Source organism: Gracilimonas mengyeensis (genome assembly GCF_900182705.1).
Lineage (GTDB): Bacteria > Bacteroidota > Rhodothermia > Balneolales > Balneolaceae > Gracilimonas > Gracilimonas mengyeensis.
In genome coordinates this window covers 142443-166042 of the sequence record NZ_FXTP01000008.1, presented here as the reverse complement: position 1 = coordinate 166042, position 23600 = coordinate 142443, and the positions used below count along the sequence as shown (strand labels likewise).

The 23600-nt window shown below is 45.5% G+C and carries 18 protein-coding genes; 15 read left to right on the top strand and 3 right to left on the bottom strand.

Annotated elements, in window-relative coordinates; translation table 11 throughout:
- Positions 1–118 precede the first annotated feature (118 nt).
- The 5 genes from lysA to FN815_RS10520 all read left to right on the top strand — a co-directional run bounded on the left by lysA (position 119) and on the right by FN815_RS10520 (position 6963).
- Positions 119–1291: a diaminopimelate decarboxylase gene (gene lysA, locus FN815_RS10540; protein WP_142454607.1), complete on the top strand. Its 1173-nt coding sequence runs from the start codon at positions 119–121 to the stop codon at positions 1289–1291.
- A gap of 443 nt (positions 1292–1734) precedes the next feature.
- Positions 1735–2679 carry an RraA family protein gene (locus tag FN815_RS10535; RefSeq protein ID WP_142454606.1) on the top strand — a complete coding sequence of 315 codons (945 nt, stop codon included), beginning with the start codon at positions 1735–1737 and terminating at the stop codon, positions 2677–2679.
- Between the two features lie 11 nt (positions 2680–2690).
- A complete protein-coding gene (locus tag FN815_RS10530) occupies positions 2691–4139 on the top strand; it encodes a mandelate racemase/muconate lactonizing enzyme family protein (protein WP_142454605.1) in 1449 nt (482 codons plus the stop codon).
- A 79-nt stretch (positions 4140–4218) separates the two neighbouring features.
- Positions 4219–5313 carry a bile acid:sodium symporter family protein gene (locus tag FN815_RS10525; protein ID WP_142454604.1) on the top strand — a complete coding sequence of 365 codons (1095 nt, stop codon included), beginning with the start codon at positions 4219–4221 and terminating at the stop codon, positions 5311–5313.
- A 570-nt stretch (positions 5314–5883) separates the two neighbouring features.
- Positions 5884–6963 (top strand): mannonate dehydratase, encoded by a 1080-nt coding sequence (locus FN815_RS10520; protein ID WP_142454603.1) that lies wholly within the window; start codon positions 5884–5886, stop codon positions 6961–6963.
- 450 nt (positions 6964–7413) lie between these two features.
- On the opposite strand, the gene smc is transcribed toward FN815_RS10520, so the two are convergent.
- A complete protein-coding gene (smc, locus tag FN815_RS10515) occupies positions 7414–10941 on the bottom strand; it encodes a chromosome segregation protein SMC (protein ID WP_142454602.1) in 3528 nt (1175 codons plus the stop codon).
- 132 nt (positions 10942–11073) lie between these two features.
- Positions 11074–11643, bottom strand: coding sequence for a ribosome recycling factor (gene frr / locus FN815_RS10510; RefSeq protein ID WP_142454601.1), 570 nt, complete (start codon positions 11641–11643; stop codon positions 11074–11076).
- A gap of 251 nt (positions 11644–11894) precedes the next feature.
- Here frr and FN815_RS10505 point away from each other — a divergent pair, with 251 nt between their 5' ends.
- The 7 genes from FN815_RS10505 (at position 11895) to FN815_RS10475 (ending at position 18120) form a co-directional block, all read left to right on the top strand.
- A complete protein-coding gene (locus tag FN815_RS10505; protein WP_142454600.1) occupies positions 11895–12452 on the top strand; it encodes an outer membrane beta-barrel protein in 558 nt (185 codons plus the stop codon).
- Positions 12453–12579: 127 nt separating this feature from the next.
- A complete protein-coding gene (locus FN815_RS10500; protein ID WP_142454599.1) occupies positions 12580–14826 on the top strand; it encodes a RelA/SpoT family protein in 2247 nt (748 codons plus the stop codon).
- A 178-nt stretch (positions 14827–15004) separates the two neighbouring features.
- On the top strand, positions 15005–15325 hold the full coding sequence (locus FN815_RS10495; protein WP_142454598.1) for an HU family DNA-binding protein: 321 nt from the start codon (positions 15005–15007) through the stop codon (positions 15323–15325).
- A gap of 23 nt (positions 15326–15348) precedes the next feature.
- Positions 15349–15771 carry a Holliday junction resolvase RuvX gene (ruvX, locus tag FN815_RS10490; RefSeq protein ID WP_142454597.1) on the top strand — a complete coding sequence of 141 codons (423 nt, stop codon included), beginning with the start codon at positions 15349–15351 and terminating at the stop codon, positions 15769–15771.
- Between the two features lie 7 nt (positions 15772–15778).
- Complete coding sequence (def, locus tag FN815_RS10485) at positions 15779–16345, top strand: peptide deformylase (RefSeq protein ID WP_142454596.1); 567 nt, start codon at positions 15779–15781, stop codon at positions 16343–16345.
- A gap of 36 nt (positions 16346–16381) precedes the next feature.
- Entirely contained in the window at positions 16382–17299 is a 918-nt protein-coding gene (fmt, locus tag FN815_RS10480; RefSeq protein WP_142454595.1) for a methionyl-tRNA formyltransferase, read from the top strand.
- A 125-nt stretch (positions 17300–17424) separates the two neighbouring features.
- Complete coding sequence (locus FN815_RS10475; RefSeq protein ID WP_142454594.1) at positions 17425–18120, top strand: ankyrin repeat domain-containing protein; 696 nt, start codon at positions 17425–17427, stop codon at positions 18118–18120.
- Between the two features lie 136 nt (positions 18121–18256).
- On the opposite strand, the gene pruA is transcribed toward FN815_RS10475, so the two are convergent.
- Complete coding sequence (gene pruA / locus FN815_RS10470; protein WP_142454593.1) at positions 18257–19873, bottom strand: L-glutamate gamma-semialdehyde dehydrogenase; 1617 nt, start codon at positions 19871–19873, stop codon at positions 18257–18259.
- 234 nt (positions 19874–20107) lie between these two features.
- Between pruA and gap the strand changes: the two genes are divergently transcribed.
- The 3 genes from gap (at position 20108) to FN815_RS10455 (ending at position 23368) form a co-directional block, all read left to right on the top strand.
- Complete coding sequence (gene gap / locus FN815_RS10465; RefSeq protein WP_142454592.1) at positions 20108–21106, top strand: type I glyceraldehyde-3-phosphate dehydrogenase; 999 nt, start codon at positions 20108–20110, stop codon at positions 21104–21106.
- Between the two features lie 221 nt (positions 21107–21327).
- The gene (locus tag FN815_RS10460) at positions 21328–22320 is read left to right on the top strand and encodes an acetamidase/formamidase family protein (protein ID WP_142454591.1); all 993 of its coding nucleotides are present in this window, start codon (positions 21328–21330) and stop codon (positions 22318–22320) included.
- A gap of 139 nt (positions 22321–22459) precedes the next feature.
- Complete coding sequence (locus FN815_RS10455) at positions 22460–23368, top strand: M20/M25/M40 family metallo-hydrolase (protein WP_142454590.1); 909 nt, start codon at positions 22460–22462, stop codon at positions 23366–23368.
- The last annotated feature ends 232 nt before the right edge of the window (positions 23369–23600 follow it).

The window sequence follows — 23600 nt, the reverse complement described above, 5'->3', positions numbered from 1 at the left end:
TTCCAATAGAAAAGATTTAACATCGGCCCATATAAGCTTCTATTACACCCTGCCTATATTTTCCTTATCTTAAATGCTCTAAAATTACACTCACTCACAGTTAAACGGTATATCATTCATGTTTCCATCGGAAGTAACCGACTATTTTCGTAACCAAAAAACGCCTTTTTATTTTTATGATCTGGATGTGTTGAATGCCACTTTGGATCAGATTAAAAAACACGGGCTCTCAAAAGGATATCACATCCATTTTGCGCTGAAGGCCAACAATCAATTGCGGATGCTGGAAACTATTCGAGATGCGGGTTTGGGTGCGGATTGCGTGAGTGGTGGAGAAATCAATCGGGCCCTGGAAGCGGGCTTTGCTCCGGATGATATCGCCTTTGCCGGTGTGGGTAAGAGTGATGAGGAAATGGAGCTGGGACTGAAGCATGATATTTTTTGTTTTAACTGTGAGTCACTGCAGGAGCTTAAAGTATTAAACGAATTAGCTGGCCAACATGGGAAAACAGCCCGCATTGCGCTACGCCTGAATCCCAATGTGGAAGCCGATACGCACGAATACATCACCACAGGGCTGAATGAAAATAAGTTTGGTATCAACGAAAGTGAGTTGGATACGGTACTTGAACTGTTGCCGAAGCTGGAAAACCTGGAGCTTATTGGTATCCATTTTCATATCGGTTCTCAGATTGAAAACATGAAGCCATTCCGTGAGCTGTGTGATAAAGCCAACCGGCTGAATAATTACATTGAAGGGAAAGGCTTTGAGCTCACTGTAATTAATGTGGGCGGTGGTTTTGGGATTAATTACGATCATCCTAATGAACATGCCATTCCCGATTTTGAACGGTTTTTTGGTTTGTTTGAACAGCATATCACACTAAAACCACACCAAAACCTGCATTTTGAGCTGGGACGTTCGGTTACCGGCCAGTGCGGCAGCCTGATAACTGAAGTGCTATTCACCAAAACCGGTCAGGTCAAAAATTTTGCCGTAGTAGATGCCGGCATGACCGAGCTCATCCGTCCTGCTTTATACAAAGCCGCCCACCGAATTGATGTGCTTACCAGCAACAAAGAAAAGAAAACGTACGATGTGGTAGGCCCTATTTGTGAAAGCTCCGACACCTTCCGTAAAGGAGTGGAATTACCCGAAGTTCAGCGCGGAGATATTATTGCCATTCGCAGTGCTGGTGCTTACGGAGAAGTAATGCGCAGTGCCTACAATTTACGTCCCGAAAATCCTTCTGTATATTCTGATGAAATTGTGAGTGCGGTCAAGAAATAGCTTATCCTCGCACAAAAGCGCCTCTTATTTGCTTAAAAAAATTTACACTTAAAGCTTAAATGGAAGGGATGTGTCTGAAAAAACGGTCCTAAAATCTCTTTGCGGGGCATTTTTCATAAAAACAGAAAAGTTGAATCCTTTTGTAAGGAATTGCTCCCTGATCACTCTTACTCAATGGCTGGTTAAGGGAGAGCTTAACCATAGGGTTTGGGTATTTTCGGAGGTAGAATTAAAGACCATTTCTGGATTTTGATCCGGGAATGGTTTTTTTATGTCCTTTTCTAATTACTTCTCTTCTAAATATTTGCTGATTACAGCATCCTAAATCATACTGAAGCTAATTAATTAATCAATAGTATTGATTAATTCCCATATTCTTCTTATTTGAAAAAGCGCTTTCATTGTTTGTTGATGGAGTAAACCCTAACCAACCATTTTTAATTATGAAAAAGCTTAGCGGATGTTTGCTGTTGTTTTGCTTAGTACTCGGGGTACAAGCAGGGTCGCAAGCTCAGACTATTTCCAAAGAAAAACTCATTTGGCTAACTCCAAAGTGGGAAGGCGAACGCTTTGAGGACGGCCGTCCTAAAGTGCCTGATCACGTTTTAGAGCGTATGCAGCATGTTTCCATCGAGGAAGCCTGGGGTATTATCCGGAATTATGGCTATCACAACCAGTTTGCCGGGGGCAACTGGAGAATTTTGAATCCCGGTGAAGTTGTGGTAGGTCGTGCGGTGACGGCGCAGTATATGCCCACGCGTCCGGCGATAGAGGAACGGATTATCAATAACGGAGAAGCGGATGGCCGGTCTGGGCCCATGAACACCTGGCCCATCGACGAACTGGTGCAGGGTGATGTGTATGTAGCCGATGGTTTCGGCAAGGTAAAAGACGGCACCCTGATTGGGGATCGCCTCGGAACCACCATCTACGCCAATTCCGGCAACGGAGTGGTTTTTGACGGCTCCTCGCGAGACATGGAAGGACTCTCACAAATTGAAGGCTTCAACGCTTTTGTGCGCGCATGGGATCCTTCCTACCTGCAGCAGATGATGCTGATGGGCCTCAACACACCCATTATGATTGGCGAAGCCACCGTGCTGCCCGGCGATGTGGTGCTGGCCAAAAAAACCGGGATCATATTCATTCCGGCTCACCTGGCTGAAGTGGTAGTAGATCAATCTGAAGTAATTCGCCTCACCGACATCTTCGCACATCAAAGCGTTCAGGAAGGCACTTATACCGCCGGACAAATGGATACGGACTGGACGGAAGACATCAAAGCTGACTTTTTTGAGTGGCTGCAATCAAACAAAAACAAACTACATGAGGAACACGGTATAGGCCTGCAGACCATCAACCGTATTATTGAAAACAGGGAAATCTAACGGAGCACATTATGGGGAATAAAAGTAAAAGGGATATGAATGACACCACCGACAAAACAAAATATCACGTAGATCGGCGCGGGTTTTTAAAGAAAGCCGGCGCCGGAGGTTTGGGTTTAGGGGCCCTGTTCTCGGCTCCCTTTGAAGATCAGATAGCACATCTGACTTCAAAGGTGAACCGGAACTCCAATCCATCGGAGTTAAAAATAACCGACCTGAGGATTGCCGAAATTGATAACATCCCCTTCCGGGTACCGCTTATCCGCATTGATACCAACCAGGGGATTTCCGGCTACGGCGAAGTGCGCGACAATGGAGCCAAGGAGTACGCCCTCTTTTTGAAGAGCCGCATTCTGGGCGAAAATCCATGCAATGTGGAAAAGATTTTCAAGATCATTAAACAGTTTGGCGGTCACGGAAGGCAAGGCGGCGGCGTGTCTGGCGTGGAGACGGCCCTTTGGGATTTAACCGGGAAGGCGTACAACGTGCCCGTATATCAGCTTTTGGGAGGCCGCTATCGCGATAAAGTACGTTTGTATTGTGATACTACGGTTTCCGAAGATCCACACGAATACGCCCGCCGCATGAAAGAGCGGGTGGATATGGGCTACACCTTCCTGAAAATGGATATTGGAATCGATTTAATAGATGAGGAACAGGGCTCGCTCGTTAATACACGTGAACACAGTCCCAAGGGGGATCGACGGCTGCAGTCGCAATACTCGTCCAACCGGGGAGAGTATGGACAGATTGATCACCCCTTCACCCGTGTACAAGTAACCGAAAAAGGCCTGGAGCGCATGATGGAATACCTGCGTGTGATGCGCGATACTATAGGATGGGAAATTCCTTTAGGAGGTGATCACTGGGGACATTTTGGGGTGAACGAATGCATAAAAATTGCCCGTGCAGCCGAACCGTATACCCTGGCTTACATAGAGGATTTAATTGGCTGGGAATACGTAGATGAGTGGCGCGAAATCACTGAAGCTACCACCACACCCACGATGACCGGCGAGGATATCTACGCACTGGACGGTTTTCGTGAACTCATCGACAAGCGAGCAGTGGATTTGGTTCATCCCGATCTTGGTTCGGCCGGGGGCATCCTGGAAACCAAGCGTATTGGCGATTATGCCCAGCAAAACGGCATCGCCATGATGCTGCACTATGCCGGCTCGCCTTTTGGGTTTATGGCTTCTGTTCATGCTGCAGCAGCCACAGAAAATTTTACAGCCTTGGAACATCACTCTGTAGATACCCCCAACTGGTATGACCTGGTGCAGGAAGATAAATCAGACATTTTCCAGGATGGCTACTGTCCGGTGCCTGAAAAGCCCGGCCTCGGCGTTACCATCAACGAGGAAGCGGTGAAAGAACACCTGATTGAGGATGCCGGCTATTTTGAGCCTACACCCGAGTGGAATGAAATCCGCAGCTGGGACCGAATCTGGAGCTGATTTTTAGTTATTGGTTATTGGGGTTTTTGTTGTTTGGGGCCCCATTAGCCAATACCCTAATTGACAAATAACCAACCACATGCAGAAACTGCAAAAAGTACTACTCTACTTAAGTCTTGCCTGTTTTATTGGGGTGATAGTGACTTTGCTGGTGGACAGCGGTTCGCCCGTATTAGGTCCGCTGATGACCGGGATGTTTGTTTGCTTGGCATTAGGCGTGCGGGGCACGGATACACTCTTCAAATCCTTTGCTTTTACCTTCTGGATTTTTGCCTCTGTTACCCTGGCTATGTTTTATCCGGGGCTGTTTCTGGAAGTTGGTAATTTTAAGTTAAGCGCACTTATTGTACCACTGATTCAAATCATCATGTTTGGGATGGGCACTTCCCTAAGCGTAAAGGATTTCATGAATGTATTAAAGATGCCCAAAGGTGTGGCCATTGGTGTAGTGTTGCAGTATAGCGTAATGCCCGTTGTTGGAATCAGTCTGGCGCTGACTTTTGGATTTCCCGCAGAGATCGCAGCTGGTGTTGTGTTAATTGGATCTTCGCCCGGCGGTGTGGCGTCAAATGTAATGGCCTATATAGCCAACGCAAATCTCGCTCTTTCTATCACATTAACGGCTGTTTCCACTTTACTCTCGCCTCTTTTAACCCCGTTTTTGATGCAACTGCTTGCAGGTCAGTTTGTGCCTATTGAATTTACTTCTATGATGTGGAGCATTATCAAAATGATCATCATTCCTATTGTATTGGGCGTGTTGTTCAATCGTTTTTTGCACGGTAAGATGAAATGGCTGGATGATGCCATGCCGGTGATTTCGATGGTCGGTATTGCTGTTATCATTACCATAATTACCGCGGCGGGTCGTGATTCCCTTCTTGCCGTGGGGGTGTTGCTGATTGTGGCCGCCATTATCCACAATGCGGCCGGTTATGTGTTTGGCTATTGGGGTGCACGGGCATTGGGTATGGAGAAGACATCGGCTCGAACGGTAGCTTTGGAAGTGGGTATGCAAAATGGTGGCATGGCTTCTGGCATTGCCGTAGAGATGGGGAAAGTAGCAACGGTAGGGCTCGCCCCAGCCGTATTTGGTCCCTGGATGAATGTGACCGGCTCCACCTTGGCCAATTACTGGATGCGAGAATCCAAAGCCGGCGAAGCTCCCGGGTAAGAGCCTGCAGAAACAAAGATTATGTCCTAAAAAGCAGGTTTTAGTTTTGAGTGATGAGTTTTGAGTTGATTTGGCCCCCCAATGATCTTTTCAGTCTTTAGCGAAGCGGAGACTGGAAAGTAACAGCATTACGAGTCTCCGGACTCGCGTGATAAAAAAGGCCATTTGTTGACGTAAGTCAGGAGACTTACAGTGCTTGAACTCTTTAAGTCACCGCTCGGCAAAGAAATTATCCCTGGAAGAGTTGCTTGCTTCGCTAAAGACTTAAGAGATCTCGGGTGGGTAATGACTTTCTTTGCATCTTTTGTGCGCATCTGCTTTTAACTGTGATAGGCGTGATGAAATTGATGTATTATGATGAAAAGTATCATAGAAATCACATTTTATTGCTTTTACAATTCAACCAAAAAATCCTGTAGGGATAACCGAATGTAGCCACGGAGTTCACTCCGTTGTAAAAATGAAATAGGAAAAAGTCCCACAGGGACGATCCAAAATAGTAATTCCCTAAGACCTGTCAGGTTTTGCAAACCTGACAGGTCTCTTTTAAAAAACCAAAAATCCGAAACTATGAGTAACTCAAGGCGAGATTTCCTTAAAAAAAGTGCGGCTTTGGCAGCATTAACGGCCTCTGGTGGATTTGGTTTGCAGGCCTCGGGCCGCATCACCCCAAAAAAAATACTGCGCAAAGAAGAATACGAGTGGATGGATTTGTGTCTGGCCCACTTTTTTGGTTTTGATGAAATCCGGATGCAGCTTTCAACTCAAATGGGTGCGTATGGCGCGGTGACTTCAGAGCGAGATAACCTGAAAGAAACCTACGATCGCTTCAAAGAAGCCGGACTGGAGTGGAAGGTGCTGGAAGGCGTGAATCTAAGCCGGGCCCAATTGGGAGTGGATGGCCGGGATGAAGACATCGAAAAGCTCATCAGGTTGATTAAAGGCTGCTCGGAGCTGGGTATCAAAGTGTTGTGTTACAACTGGATGCCCGTTATCAGCTGGGCGCGAACCGACTCAGCCCGTAAAAACCGGGGCGGTTCGCTGGTCACGGCTTTTGATTATGAGGACATCGAAGATAATTCACTCACGGAATATGGAGAGTTTACCGAAGAGCAACTCTGGGAAAACATGCAGTATTTTTTAGATGCGGTAATTCCAGTGGCAGAAGAATACGACGTGAAGTTGGCTTTACATCCTGATGATCCCCCGGTGGATAAAATCCGTGGTATTCCCCGTATTTTTACCAATGTGGATGCCTTCAAGCGACTTATTACAATGAACTCCAGTGACTACAACGGAATTTGTTTTTGTCAGGGTAGCTTTGCCAGCCAGAAAGATACCAACATTCCAGAAGCTATTAGATATTTCGGTTCACGTAACAAAATTCATTTTGTGCACTTCAGGGATGTAACCGGGCATACCACCAATTTCAGCGAGGAGTGGCACGATAATGGTAAAACAGACATGTATGAGGCAATGAAGGCATACTATGAAGTAGGCTTTCGAGGACCACTACGCCCGGATCATGTACCCACCGTGGCCGGGGATTCAAATGAACATCCAGGCTACAGTACCATGGGGACATTATTCGCTATTGGATACATTAAGGGCCTGATGGAAGCAGTAGCTAAAGAATATGGATACCGTTAAGAATGCGACAGTAACTGATAACAGAAAGGCATAAAAATAGCCCGCCAGATTACCTCTGTGGACTTGTTTTTTGAATAACTGCTTCCAATATACGGCGGAAAGGGTGCCTCGACCAAATTTAATTTCCTTTCTATAACTAATAGCAAGTAATGATAATTTTACGTGAGGTTAAGTCATATAATGAAAGCTTGAGAGTTGGTAAGATGAGGAACTGAGTCTGTAATTTATACCATCAATCTTTAACACAAAGTTTAGATTTGTTCCAGAAAGTGATATTGATAAGAAAAGTACCGTTCTCAGAACGGTGGCTTGTACCGGATATATTTCTGTAATCCTAAACAATAAGAAAGTTAGGTAAGCAATCTTTGAGATGAGATAAGTGCTTAGAAAAAAGCAGCTTTTAAATAAAGCACTTCAACATTCAATGTTCTGTATTCAATATTCGATATTCTACAGCACGTCTTCCACTTCGTCCAGCTTCACCCCAACCAAGCGGGAAACACCGGTATCTGGCATGGTAACCCCGTACATCATCTCGGCCTTGCTCATGGTTTTTTTGTTGTGCGTGATGATGATGAACTGCGTATCGTGGCTGAAATCCTTGATCATCTTGGCGAAGCGCTCAATGTTGGCGTCATCCAGCGGGGCATCCACCTCATCCAGCACGCAGAAAGGCGACGGTTTTACCAGGTAGATGGCGAAAAGAAGGGCAATGGCCGTCAGTGTTTTTTCCCCACCCGACAGTTGCGAAATACCCGAAGGACGCTTACCCCGCGGCTGGGCTTTAATCTCAATGCGGGCTTCCAGCGGATCTTCCACATCCTGTTCAATAATCAGGTCGCAATAGTCATCGGCTTCAAACAGGGTTTTAAATACTTTCTGGAAATTCTGCCTGATGCGTTCAAACGTAGTATTGAAACGTTCAGTAGCCGTCTCGTTAATTTCATCAATGGTTTCCAGCAGCTGCTCTTCGGCCTCTTCCAGGTCCATGATCTGCTCTTCATAAAAATCGAGCCGCTCTTTCTCTTCCTTGTATTCCTCAATGGCCAGTGGGTTTACTTCTCCAATGCGATTCAGCTTCTGTTTTAGCCAGCTGATGCGCTCTTTAGCCTCTTCCGGCGTCTTGTCTTCCGGCAGCTCTTCATCAATCTGCTTCATCAGCACGCCGTAGGTTTCCCAGATGTGATCGGACAGCGTCTGACTCTGCATTTCCATCTTCTCGCGGGCCATATCCAGGTGATGCACCAGCTCCATGTTCACCTCTTTACGGCGACGCACTTCCTTCAGCTCTTTCTCAATCTCGTTGATTTTACCACGTTGTTTGGCGGCCGCTTCTTCGGCTTTTTTGAGCGTCTCGTCTGCTTTCTCTTTCAGCTCGCTGTTGGTGGTGATGGTTTCCTGAAGCTCCTTGGTTTTGGAGGTCAGCGTTTCAATGCGCTCTTTACTTTCTTCGGTAAGACGCGTACGGTTTTCGATTCGCTTCTTCACGTTTTCGATGCCGGTCTCGGCCCGCTGCACATCCCGCTCCAGGTTTTCCACCTTGTTCTTTAAATCCTGATGCTTGAGCTGGGTATCGTTGTAGCGGCTTTGGGCGATGGAGCGTTCTTCTTCCAGCGTCTCCAGCAGGTCTTTTTTCTCCTGCTGTTTCTCATCCAGCGCCAGCATTTTTTGCTGAAGCTCTTTCTGTTTGGGTTGAATGGAGTTGAGTTCTTCCTGGGCCGTGCCCTCGCTGCTTTTCAAATGATCTTTACGATTCACCAGCTCACCGATATTCTTCTGATACACCGATACTTTGGAACTCAAACTCTGTTGCTGTTGCTCCAGCCGGCGCACTTCCTGCTCTTTTTCTTTCAGCATCTGGCTGAGCTTGCCAATGTCCAGCTTCTCGTATTTCTCTACGATCTGCTGCAGATATTCTTCCAGCTTGGTGATTTCTTTGGAGACTTTCGCTTCTTCTTTCTCCAGCTTCTCAATTTTGTCCTTCAGCCCCACGCGGATACCGGCATTCTTGCTCTTGCTTCCGCTCTGGAAAAATTTGTTGTCGGTAACCACTTCACCGTCGTAGGTCACTCCAACTACATCATCTTGGTTTTTGGTGCCTTGATAGGCTTCTTCCACCGAATCAAACACCAGTACATTTCCAAGCAACAGTTGTTTCAGGGCGGAATGATCCCGCTTGGATTTGACCTCATCAAACAAACTCCCGTCTTTAACGGGATAGGTTGCGGCCAGCTGATCAAGCGGAATAAAAGTGGCCCGGCCTTTCTCATTATCTTTGAGGATTTTGGCGGCTCGCTGCGCCTCATCCAAGGTTTTTACAACCACAAAATTAAGTACATCGCCCAGCACGGCTTCCAGCGCCACGGCGTGCTCCTGATCGGTGTTGAAAATCTCGGAGACCGTTGTCATCTCTTTAAAGTCGAAGCGGTGATTTTCAATCAGGTACTTCACGCTTCCGGGGAATGCTTCATTGGAAGCCGCCAGATCGTTCATCAAGTTGATCTCTGATTCCAGCGACTCCTTTTTACTCTGAAGGGTTCGGAGCTCGTCTTTAATTTCGTTCTGTTTGTCGGCGAATTGCTCACGCTTTTCACGCGCCGTTTCCAGCTCTTCCTCCAGTTCATCGCGGTTAACTACCAGTTTGTCCAGCTTTTTCTCAATGAGTCCCTGCTCCCCGTTCAGGTTTTCAATCTCATCATTCAGGTCGGTGATTTCATCATCAATGCGTTCCAGGTCGCCTTCAGTGTTTTCCAGCCGACTTTCAATTTTGATGCGCTTGGTCTGCAGCTGACTCAATTCATTATTCGCCGCGCTCAACTCTACTTCAATCTCATAAAGTTCACTGCGCTCGCGGTTATATTGCTGCTGAATTTGGTTGTATTTCTTCTTGGAATCTTCCAGCGCCTGCACGGATTTTGCCATCTCATCGTCATAGCCTTCCAGCTTGTCACGACTTGATTCCAGCAGGTCTTTAAGCTCTTTTAGATCCTTTTCCCCGCTTTCAATATCCTTGCCATATTCGGCAATCACCTTTTTCTCATTCTCGATCTTTTCACGGGTGATGCGCAGGTTGGTATCGGCTTCGCGGAGCGTATTGTGCAGCTGACTTACCCGGCGCTGAGCTTCAGCCTGCTGACGCTCTTTTTCCACCAATTCCGCGCGGGCTTTTTCATCATTTTCTTCCAGCTCCTCAATAGCTTTGGCAATTTCTTTCTTCTCTTTATCCGCATTAGCGATGCGCTCTTTCAGCGGCTCCAGCTCATCCTTAATCTTGTTGAAATCATGTAGAGTTAGGGCTTTGTCCAGCTGTTCCAGCTCGTCTTTATACACTTTGGCTTTTTGCGCCTTCTCGGCCTGTATCTCCAGCGATCGCGCCTTCTTGCGGAGCTCTATCAGCAAATCGTCCACCCGTTGCAAATCCTTACGGGTACTTTCTAACTTACGAATGGTTTTCTTGCGCTGATCTTTGTACTTGGTAACACCGGCCGCTTCTTCAAACAGTCGCCGGCGGTCGTTGTTTTTATCGTTAAGGATTTCCTCCACCATTTTCAGCTCAATCACCGAGTAGGCATCCGAGCCCATCCCGGTGTCCATAAAAAGCTCCATGATATCTTTGAGCCGACAGGTGGTGCCGTTGATCAGGTATTCGCTATCGCCGGAACGGTACAGGCGCCGTGTGATGGTCACTTCGCTGTATTCAATCGGAAGAATGCCTTTATCGTTAACGAAAGTCAGGGATACTTCAGCCATCCCCAAGGCTTTCTTTTGAGCCGTCCCGTTAAAAATCACATTAGCCATAGCCGAGGATCTCAGCAAAGATGGCCGTTGCTCCCCCAACACCCAGCGCAAGGCATCCACAATATTAGATTTACCACACCCATTCGGCCCTACGATAGACGTAATTCCGCTGTCAAACTTCACCTTGGTCTTATGGGCAAAGCTCTTAAAACCCTGTAATTCAAGTTCGGATATGTACATGGGGTGGTGTTACGGTGTTATAGTGTTACAGTACGACAGTGTTATAGTGTTACGGGTTACGATATATGATATAGCAATAATCTAATAGTAGATTTATACACTAACACCGTAACACTAAAGCACCTTAACACCTTACACCGTCATAATTTCTTCTTCTTTTTTGGTCAGCAGCTCATCCACTTTTTCCGTGTATTTATCGGTGAGCTGTTGAATATCCTCTTCCGCCTCATATTTTGAATCTTCAGAAAGGGATTCTTTTTCTACGGTTTTCTTGATAGAGTCGTTAGCATCCCGGCGGGTATTCCGGATACTGATTTTGGCTTTCTCTGCAATGTCTTTGGAATGCTTCACCAGCTCTTTACGACGTTCCTCAGTAAGAACGGGCAGGGGAATCAAAATGCGCTCACCGTCATTATTGGGGTTCAATCCCAGTCCGGCCGACATAATGGCCTTTTCGATTTCTTCCATGCCAGAACGGTCGTAAGGCTGAACAACCAGCAGCCGGGCTTCCGGCGCGCTCACGTTAGCCAGCTGTTGTAAAGGAGTTTGGGATCCGTAGTATTCCACCTTAATGCCCTCCAACAAGGCAGGATTTGCTTTCCCGGCACGCACATGAGAAAGTTCTTTTTTGAAATACCTGGTGGCTTCATCCATGTGAAGCTCCGCTTCATCAATAATTTCCTGTAATTCTTCCGATATCATAATGCCAAAGCTTTATTTTATGCTTGTAGTGTAACTTTGCGAAGTTAACAAATTCAAAAGTGAGGACAAACCGCAAGAAGCAGGAAGGCGAAAGAAATCCAGAAGAATCACGAAAAGATGGATAAGCTATTGCGAATTCTTTCGTTAATCCACGTGCTAACTCGGGGAATCGGGATACAAGAAACAAATCAACGTATTGAATCACCCGCAGGGTTTTGTACCTTTAACCTAAAATCAATAAAAAGAGAATTATGAAACGCATAATAGTTTTAAGTCTGCTTGTCACTATAATTACCTCTGCAACCGCTTTAGCGCAATTCGAAATTGGCGCTTCGTATGAACTCCGGGATGAAGAACCTAAAAACGGTTTTGGCCTCCGGGTAGAGAAAGGCATTTTTGAAAGCATTCCTCTGGTTGATCTTGGCTTGAGGGCTCACTTTAGCTATTTCAACGAGGATAATAATATAAGCCGGGATGGAGTAAGCTATTCCAATGAAATAACAAACTACGATTTTGGCGTAGCTGCGGTAGGTGGGGTTTCTTTGGGACTGCTTCAACCTTTTGTTACGGTTGGTCTTGGTTCAGAAACTACTGATGTAGACCTAAAAGGACTATCCGACTCTTATCCAGAGCAAGAGGGAGACGAATCAAATTTTTACTGGAATATGTCGGCCGGGGCCAAGGTAACGGTCATTCCTTTGGTGAAACCATTTGTAGAGTATCGCTACACCAACAAAGAGTTAAGTGAACCTACACTGGCCGATGCACAAAATGGGCGAATCATGTTTGGCGTGTTACTCAGTTTTTAGATAATTTCAGGTTAAATCATAGCGGATATGAACTTCATGTCCGCTTTTTTTGTAGATAAAAATTCAGGTAAGTGCTTTAATTCAATGATATAGGTACATTGCCGATAGCAAGGCGAGGCTGTTTTGTATGAGTGAAATTTCTTCCATAGATAAATATGACCTGGAAGGTTATACCCTAAAAAAGGCTCAGAGAGAAGATCTGCAGCAGTTAATAGACGTGTGCCATGAACACATCTCGCAGGTGGATGAAAAGGCCATAAGTTATGCCTTTAAGCTTTGCTATTTGTCTCATAAAGATGCTTTGAGAGCCTCCGGTGAACCCTATTATTACCACCCGGTTGAAGTAGCCAAGATTGTAGCCAGCGAAATTAACATTGATGATGTTTCCGTAATTGCCTCCCTCCTGCATGATACGGTGGAAGATACTGATGTGAGCCTGGATGATATCCGGCACTGGTTTGGCGAAGAAGTAGCCGTGATTATTGACGGGGTCACTAAAATTGCCGGCGTATTTAAAAGCCGGGACAGCAAGCAGGCTGAGACTTTTATGAAGCTGCTGCTTTCTATGGCGGAAGATATTCGGGTGGTACTCATTAAGTTTGCCGATCGCCTGCATAACATGCGGACCATTCAGCACCTGAAGCGGGAAAAGCAGATCAAGATTGCGTCCGAAACTATGGACTTGTACGCTCCATTGGCGCATCGGTTTGGTTTGTTCCGGATTAAGAATGAGCTGGAAGATCTGTGCTTCAAAACCATTGACCCCACGTCCTACAAATTTGTAGCGCGTAAACTCCGGGAGAAAAAAGAAGACCGCGAGGAATTTATACAGGAGTTCATGGAGCCGATTGAAAGAGAGCTTGGAAAGCTCAATTTCAAGTTTGAAATAAAGGGTCGTCCTAAGCACATCTATTCTATTTACCGGAAGATGCAGCGGCAGCAAAAGCCGTTTGAAGAGATTTATGATTTGTTTGCCATCCGCATCATCCTGGAAAACCCTCATGCTAAGGAAGACTGCTGGCGGGTGTATTCCATCATCACCGACTGGTACACGCCGATACCGGAGCGATTCCGGGATTTCATTTCAGTGCCAAAAGCTAACGGGTACCAGAGTCTGCATACCACGGTAATCACCAACAAAGGACGAAAGGTGGAAGTGCAAATTCGCACCCGGCGTATGGATGATATCGCCGAAAAAGGCCTTGCGGCCCACTGGAAATACAAAGAAGGCGCACAACAAGGCTCCGAAACGCTCGATAAGTTTGTGAACTGGGTGCGGGATGTACTGGACAACCCTCGTCCCGATGCGGCTACCGATTTCGTCAAAGATTTTCAGCTAAACTTATACAAGGATGAAATCTACGTATTCACCCCAGACGGAGAGCTGCGAACCTTACCCCGAAATGCCACGCCTATCGATTTTGCCTTTGAAATCCACAGCGAAATCGGCGAGCGGGCCATGGCGGCCAAAGTGAATGGCAAGATGGTGCCTTTGCGCCAAAAGCTTCAAAATGGCGACCAGGTGGAAATCATCACCAGTAACAAGATCAACCTGAATCCCGACTGGATTGATGATGTGGTGACCCATAAAGCCAAGTCACGTATCCGGCAGTTCATCAAACAAAAGCAGCGTAAAGTGGCTGAAAAAGGCCGCGAGTTGTGGGATAAACGCGCTGACCGTGGCAATTTGGAAATTTCGGATCAGGAGCTCACCCAGTTTGCCAAGAAGTTTAAATATGAAACCACGCAGGACCTGTTCTTTGCGATAGGTTCCGGGGCATTTGATGTCGGTGACCTGTTTAAAGAGGTTAAGAAATACAAAAGCACGGGGCGCCTTGAGAAAGAGGAGCAGGTAGAATCGGCGCCCATCAGCGAAGAGGAAATTCAGAAAACATACTTTGATGCTGCCCGGTCGGTGGGCGACGGGAAATCGCTTATCATCAACGGTGAACTGAGCAACATCAAGTATTCCTATGCAAATTGCTGTAATCCTATCCCCGGTGATGATGTGATTGGTTTTATAAGCCGGACCGGTGATATTAAGATTCACCGTACGATGTGTAATAATGCCCAGCATTTATTGAAGACAGAAAGCGAGCGTATTGTGGATGTTAACTGGGCTAAGAACCTTGATACCAAGTTCTTAGGTGCTATCAAAGTTATTGGTGGCGACAGGGTGGGTATGATAAACGACATCACCGACGTCTTGTCAAAATCCTTGGAAACCAATATGAAGAGTATAAATGTGAACAGCGATAGCGGAATGTTCGAGGGTATCATTACTCTATATGTGGATGGTATTTCTCACCTTAACCGTATTATGAAGAAGCTGGAGAAAGTTGAGGGAGTTAAGAATGTGCTGCGTTATGAGTAGCCAAATCTTAATAATATTAGGTAGATTTTTATTAAACTTATCTTTACAATAATAATGGATTACTCGCTTTAGCTGAAAAAGCTTGACTAAAACAAAGTTGCGAGTAATTTGGAAGGACTAAAATATTGCTATACAAAAATTTTTAGCACTACAATCGAAAAAAACAAACAACAGAACCATGATGACATATACTAAACGTGATGTAGTTAGAAGGGTGGCGGAATCAATGGATGAACCCATGATCCAAGCCGAGCCATGGGTGGATGCAGTTATTGTTGCGATTCGGGAGATTATGATGTCTGCCGACACCGAATGTCGTATAGAGATTCGGGACTTTGGTGTTTTTGAGGTCAAAGAAACCAAAGCGAAGCCAAAAGCTCGCAATCCCAAAACTAATGAAGTGATTTACGTGCCAGCGCATCGTAAAACACACTTTAAGCCCAGTAAGCTGATGAAGAAGTTTTTACGCCAGCCGCTGGAAGACGTAAAGAAAAAATAAGCTAATCCGGATAGTCTAGTTTTTTGCAAAATTATGCACGCCTTGTTGGTATAGACGTAGGAAAAAAGCGAATTGGAGTAGCTCAAACCGATTTGCTTAAAACTTTTGCATCTCCGGTTGGAACTTTTGCCCCAGATGAAGTTATAAGTAAATTAAAGGCTATCACTAGCCAGGCAAAAGTTGATAAATTTGTGGTGGGATGGCCCCTAAATCCCGCCGGAGAAGAAGGCCGTGCCACCCAAATGGTTCAAGAATTTATAAACAAACTGAACCGAACTTTTCCCGACATAACTATTGTTAAGGTCGATGAGCGATACACTTCTAACATTGCGCAGGATTTAATGATTGAAGCCGGCGTTCCCAAAAAAAAGAGGCAGCAAAAAGGGAGGGTTGATCGTATCGCCGCTGCCGTTATACTTCAAAAATATCTTGATTCGAACTCATAAATAAACAATGCCAGTATTACCTATAGTAACTTACAACGATCCGGTTCTGACAGAACAGGCCGAAGAAATTGAAGAAGACAGCCCTGAGCTGCAAACCCTTATTGACAACATGTTGGAGACCATGTATAACGCGGACGGAGTAGGACTCGCAGCCCCGCAAATTGGTCGTTCTATAAAATTGTTTGTGATGGACACCGATTCCATGATTGAAGATGGAGAAGTTCCTTACGGCCCCATGGTGTTTATCAATCCGCTTATCCTTGAAAAAAAAGGGAACAAAGTGCCCATGGAGGAAGGATGCTTGAGCATTCCTGAGGTGAATGACAAAGTATTCAGGCCAGAAACTGTGGTTATTGAGTTTTTTGACCGGGACTTCAACAAGCACCGGTTAGAAGCCAACGGATGGACTTCCAGGGTGATTCAACACGAATATGATCACCTTGAGGGTGTCCTGTTTCTGGATTACCTGAGTGCTTTTAAAAAGAGAATGCATAAAAAGGAACTCAAATCCATTGAAGAAGGCGAGAAGAAAATTAAATATCCCGTCGTTCCTAAAAATACGGTTGAGAAATAATCTGCATCTACAAAATTACCGCATAAGAGGTATAGGATGAACATCGTTTTTATGGGGTCACCTGAATTTGCGATTCCCAGTATGGAGCAAATTCATACATCTTCCCATACCATTACAGCTGTCGTCAGCAATGTGGACAAACGCAGGGGGCGCGGAGGCAAAACGTCTCCCACCCCGGTTAAAGCTAAAGCTCTTGATTTAGGGCTGCCGGTTATAGAAGTAGAAGATTTGAGGGATCCGGATTTTGCGGAGCAGCTGAAAGAGCTTCAACCCGATTTGTTGGTGGTAGTAGCCTTTCGCGTTTTACCCCAATCTATTTTGGACATCCCTAAGAAAGGTTCGGTAAATCTTCACGCATCTTTGTTGCCTAAATACCGTGGCGCTGCCCCCATCCATTGGGCGGTAATTAATGGAGAGAAAACCACCGGTTGCACGATATTCTTTTTGGATGAAAAAGTGGATACCGGTAACATTATCATCCAGAAAAAAACTGAGATAGGTGAAAATGAAACGACCGGGGAGGTCTATGAACGTCTTAAAGAAATGGGGGCTGACCTTCTGGTTGAGGCTATTGACCAGATAGACAACAAAAGCTATTCGTTACAGTCTCAAAATGATGACGAGGCTACTCCGGCACCTAAACTTTTCAAAGACGACTGTCATGTCGATTTTAATCGTCCTGCGGAAGAAGTTCACAATAAAATCAGGGGGCTAAGCCCTTTCCCAACCGCCTGGGCTACATGGAATGGGGAAAAATTCAATATGTATCGCTCAAAAATTGGGCATGATGCCGGGTCACCGGAAGCCGGAAAGCTTATGGTTAAGGATGACCGGCTTTACGTTGGATGTGCCGATGGAACCGTTGAGTTGTTGAAAATACAACTGCCAGGCACCAAAAAATTAGATGCCGGGGATTTTATCCGGGGATATGAAGTTGAGGGAAAGCTTCTCTAGGGCTAACAGGAGGCCTTTTTGAGATGGGTCGGAAGATAAATTGATTTTGTTGAAGAATTAATTTGAGAAATACCTGCCGTTTTTTATCATCCTGCCACTTACAATGATAATAAGAGCAAAATGTCATGGAGCAATCAGATTTTTTAGACGCTGCCAAGAACGGAAATTTAGAAGCTGTAAATCAGCATCTGGCCAATGGTGCAGACATTAACCAAACTAATAAAAGCGGGGCATCTGCTTTGATATTGGCTGCCGAAAAAGATCACACCGATGTTGTTAAGCTATTGGTAGAAAAAGGAGCCGACCTCAATGTAGAAACCAAAATGGGTGGAACGGCTTTAAACCGGGTAGCTGAAAATGGACATACAGATCTGCTGCAAATGCTCATCGAAAAAGGCGCTAAAATAGGCGATCTGGCTTTGATTGCAGCTGCACGGGCTGATGAACCGGATGCGGTTAAAATTCTTGTAGAGGCTGGTGCTGATGTAGATGCACAACAACGCTGGGGGCATACCGCCTTAATGGTAGCTGCAAAGGCAGGGAATACCGATGTTGTCAAGTACTTGATAGATCAGGGTGCCAATGTAAAATTGCGAGACAAAAATGGTGATACAGCCATGATGATTGCCATGGATAACGATCAGGATGATATTGCCCTGATGTTGCGCCGGGCAGGAGCTAAAGCGGAAACCAAGCCTAAAGTAGATCCGGGTTCGGTAGCCGATGATGATGACGAAGACGATGATGATATTTCAGATGCTCCTGATGTAGATGATCTGATTGATGAGGATGAAGCTCCTGATGATATCGATCTTGATTAAGAGGGGTTTTATAAGTTTTTAGTTTTAAGTGATGGATTGGTTGTTAAAGTAGAAACCTGCTCGTGGAATTTTTGATAAATTAAAAAAGCCCTGTTCCGTAAAGAACAGGGCTTTTAAAGTTTTTATAAGGTCCGGATTACTCGTTAGCAAAGTCAAAGTCTTCCAGATCGTAATCTACACCTTCTGCAGGACGCAGGGTGGCTGATTTTGGCTCAAGGAAATACTTGAGATAATCACGTCCGCCTGCTTTGGCATCAGTACCACTCATCTTAAAGCCGCCAAAAGGCTGAGCTCCAACCAACGCACCTGTGCACTTACGGTTGATGTACAGATTACCTACGCGGAACTTACGCAGTGCATTGTCGATCTTCTTGGGATCTTTAGAGAAGTAAGCGCCTGTAAGCCCATACTCCACGCCGTTGGCAATGCGTAAGGCATCCTCTGTGTCTTTTGCTTTAATGAAAGCCGTAACGGGACCAAAGATTTCTTCCTGTGCAATTCGGGCATTTTCATCCACATCAGCAAATACGGTAGGCTCAATGTAATAGCCTTCGTTTTCGGTTTCGGCGCGCTTACCGCCGGCAACAAGTCGGCCTTCTTCTTTGCCGATTTCGATGTATTTCATGATTTTATCAACCGCTTTTTGGTTGATAACGGGGCCGGAAATGTAGTTTTCTTTGGAATTGCCTACTTCAAGAGCTTTGGCTTTTTCGGTTACTTTTTCCAGTAGTTCATCATAAATGGCTTGGTGAGCAACAACTCGAGAGCTGGCTGAACATTTTTGCCCCTGGAAACCAAAGGCACCCTTAATAATTTCGGTGGCTGCAGAATTAAGGTCGGCATCTTCATCAACCACAGTAGCATTTTTACCACCAAGCTCGCAAACCATGCGCTTCAGGAAGTTTTGGTCTTCATGAGTCTCGGCTGCAATCTTGTTGAGGTGAAGGCCAACGGCTCGTGATCCTGTAAAGGAAATAAAGCGCGTATCGGGATGTTTCGCGAGGTTCTCTCCCACTTCAATATCGCCGCCTGTTACAAAGTTAAATACGCCGGCTGGTAATCCAACTTCTTCAAAAATTTCAGCAAGAAGAGATCCCATGCGAGGCGTGTCTGGGGCAGGTTTAGCCACTACAGTATTACCAACAGCTATGGGCGCTACCGACATCCCTACAAAAATAGCAAAAGGAAAATTCCATGGAGAAATGGATACGCCTGCACCGATGGGCATGTAGAATGATTTATTATGATCACCCCAGGTTTCGGACAGCACGTCCATGCCGTCGTCAATGCGGAGGGCTTCGTAAGCGTAATATTCAATGAAGTCGATGGCTTCGCAGGTGTCGGCGTCGGCTTCGAGATAGTTTTTGCCGGCTTCGCTGATCATCCAGGCGTTGATTTCAAGCCGTCGTCGTCGTACAACATCGGCGGCTTTAAATAGGAAATCAGCACGTTTTTTGGCTGATACATATTGCCAGTCTTCAAAAGCGTCCCAGGCTTTGCCGAGAGCGTTGAAGGCTTGCTCTTTGCTTGCACTTTGAAATACGCCAATGGTTTCGGATATATTAGATGGGTTTTTACTTTCAAAAGTCCCGGCATCTCCCTTTACAAATTCACCATTGATGTAAAGATCGTATTCTTTCCCAAAATTTGAGCGAACTTCTTCAATAGCTTTCTTTTGGGCTTTGTCGTTCGTGGGGTCAGAAAAATCGAGATAAGTTTCGTTTTTATATTCTTTTAAGGTGCGATCAGGCATGGGTATCTAATAATTTATTTGAAAAAGTTTTTTGCGTGATGGCCGAAAGATACGCAGAAAAGCGCTCCCAATTCAAAGAGCAGGCTTTAAGCGGATTGCAGAAGTGCAAAATATTGAAAAAGGGAAGCGATAATGGTAGCTTTATGGCCTTCATAAGAACTTTACAGGTAGTTACTACATTCTTATAGATAAGAAGTTACAGGAATAAAAACTCAATCATAAACAGGATAAGAAATGGCAAATATTAAAGTGGGAATTAACGGGTTCGGACGTATTGGACGAATGGTAACCCGTGCGATTCTGGCAAATCATGATAACATTGAAATTGTGGGAGTCAATGACCTGACCGACACAAAGACTTTGGCTCATCTCTTTAAGTACGACTCTGCTCAGGGTACCTTCCCGGGCGACGTATCTGTAGATGGTGACAAACTTACCATCGACGGTCACAGCTTCAAAGTGAGCGCCGAGCGCGACCCCGCTAACTTGAATTGGGGCGAATTAGGTGCTGAAGTTGTAATTGAATCAACAGGCTTTTTCCGTGATGCTGCAAGCGCAGGCAAGCATTTGAAAGCCGGCGCCAAGAAAGTGATCATTTCTGCTCCTGCTTCTGGTGATGATATCCAGACAATTGTACTGGGCGTAAATGATGACAAGATCGACAAAGATGTTGAGATCTACTCTAACGCCAGCTGTACTACCAACTGCCTGGCTCCAATGGCAAAAGTACTGGATGACAGTTTTGGTCTTGTAAAAGGCTTCATGACGACCATCCACTCTTACACCGGCGATCAGGCTCTGGTTGATGGTCCTCACAAGGATCTTCGTCGCGCCCGTGCTGCTGCTGTAAACATTGTGCCAACTACTACAGGTGCTGCTAAAGCTGTAGGCTTAGTACTGCCGCACTTGAATGGTAAACTGGATGGTGGCGCTGTTCGCGTACCAACTGTAACCGGTTCTCTCACGGACTTCACTGTGGTACTTGAGAAAGAAACCACCGAAGAAGAAGTGAACGCTGCATTTAAAGCTGCTGCTGAAGGCCCAATGAAAGGTGTTCTTGAGTATTCCGATATTGATCTGGTATCCAGCGATATTATTGGAAACCCACACTCCAACATCTTTGACAGCTTAAGCACCAAAGTTGACGGTAATCTGGTTAAAGTAATTGGCTGGTACGATAACGAAGCAGGTTATTCTGCACGTACTGCCGATCTGATTTCCAAAATCCTATAATTTGTTTTGACAATTATAGCTTAAAGTTTGAGTAAAGGCGCATTCCGATGCGCCTTTACTATTTTTGAGCGTTACCAAGCCCCCTGTTTCTAAATCAGAGACAGGGGCTTTTTTATATCTGTTAACTTGTAAAACTGGTCTGATCTCCCCACATTCCTGACATTAACATTAGGAGGTAACAAAGGAGGTTTTGTATAAAAAGGGTAATACGCGCATGTACAATGGTTTTTGGTGCGATCTGGATGGTTGCAGGATGTGTTCCAAACGATCAGTCATCAAATCAAACAGAAACAGCACAGGAAATAGCTGTTGATTACGAACTAGGCGATGAGCAGGTACATGCATTTTGGAGTGGCAATATTGATCCGATACTAACCGTACCCTCGGGTTCGGTAATTAAAGTGGCTACACAAGAAGCCTCGGCCAAGCAGCTGGATATGAACTCTACGGTAGAAGACCTCGGGAACCTGAGTTTTGATCCTATTCACCCGTTAACCGGTCCGGTTTATGTAGAAGGCGCCGAACCGGGTGATGTGCTGAAGGTGACACTACATGAGGTTGAGATGGGTGACTGGGGTTGGACCGCCATCATTCCGGGTTTTGGTTTTCTTGCAGATGAATTTGATGAGCCCTGGCTGAAAACTTTTGAACTGGGGAAAGATCGCAAAACAGCCAAATTTTCCGAGAATATTGAGATACCACTCAAGCCCTTTCCCGGTGTGATGGGCGTTGCACCGGACACCGAAGACAGTTTGTCTACCATTCCGCCCCGCGCCAATGGCGGTAACATGGACGACCCGAATATGACAGAAGGTTCTACCATTTACTTTCCCGTATTTGTGGAGGGCGCTTTGTTCTCTATTGGTGATACGCACGCCGCACAAGGCCATGGAGAGGTTTGCGGTACGGCTATTGAAGCTCCCATGAATATTATCTACGAAGTAGAAGTGATTAAAAACGGGCGGGCCATCAGTGAACCCCAATATGAAACCGAAGACTATTATGCGGTTACGGCCTTTGCCGAGACCATTGATGAGGCTTCGAAAAAAGCGACTCGCTATATGATTGATTATCTGGAAGAAGAAAAGGGTTTGAGACGCAATGAGGCCTATGCCCTGTGCTCACTGGCCGGTGATCTGAAAACAGCCGAGGTTGTGGATGTACCTCATATGCTGGTATCCATGCACATCCCCAAAAGTATTTTTAAGGATTAAAATGCAACCCCCTCCATGAGGGATGCAAACTCTCAGCTTGGTATTAATACAAGTTAGAGATCAGCCTTTACATAATTTAGGATGTGCGATGACCAAAATGCCTATCTTAAGGCAAAATTATAACGACATATTTGTACGAATGAATTATCACAAAAACCCCCTGCTTCTACTCTTTCTTGCTGTTCTTTTTATCTCTTGTTCAGCGCAGCAGGAAGAGACCCCACTCCCAACGCTCGACACGGAGCAGCTTATTGAAGATCTTCGGTTTATTTCTTCTGATACTACGGAAGGACGCCGTGCGGGTACGGAAGGCAACCGCATTGCTCGTGAATACATTGTTGAGCGATTCAAGGAAACTGGCGCCCAGCCATTTCAGGGGTCTTACACTCATGAATTTGAATTTACTAACCGGCAGGATGAGCAGATGACCGGGGTAAATGTGATCGGGCAAATTACGGGTGATTCTGATTCGGTAATAGTAATTACAGCTCATTATGATCACTTGGGAAAGCAGGATTCTCTGATTTATAACGGTGCTGATGACGACGCATCAGGCACCTCCGCATTGCTGGCATATGCAGAGTACTTCAGCCAGGTACAGCCTAATCACACCTTAGTTTTTGCTGCTTTTGATGCGGAAGAAATGGGGCTGCGAGGCGCACGTGCTTTCGTGCAGGACTCCGTTTTCCTGGAAAAGGTGAAACTGAACATCAATCTGGATATGATTGCCCAAAATCAGGAAAATGAGTTATATGCAGTCGGTACCTATCACTACCCTGAATTAAAGACCGTGTTGGATAGCATCGATACCGGGGCAATCAACCTCCAATTTGGTCACGACGATCCGAATAGTGACTTAGACGACTGGACTTATGCATCCGATCATGGACCGTTTCATCAGCAGGGCGTTCCCTTTGTGTACTTTGGGGTGGAAGATCATGAGCATTACCACAGCCATACCGATGAATTCGAAACAATTCCCCAGGATTTTTACAAGAGCTCGGTGCAATTGATTCTGAATGCTATTGAGGCTTTTGATGAGCAGTGAGTAAATGTGCAGAATTCAGGATTCAGAACTCAGTAGTCTGAAGAAACAGATCAATTTATTATTTGGTGCTTACATTCAACAGCTCCAAAAATCTTTAGCGGTCATTCCTGCGCAGTCAGGAATCTTATTTTAGCCAGTATTTTTACAAAAGTGAGTTGAGAGAATGAATCTTTCTTAAGCAAAAACTTATCTCTCTAGCCTGCTCCGAGCATTCGGAGGAGAGAGACAGATT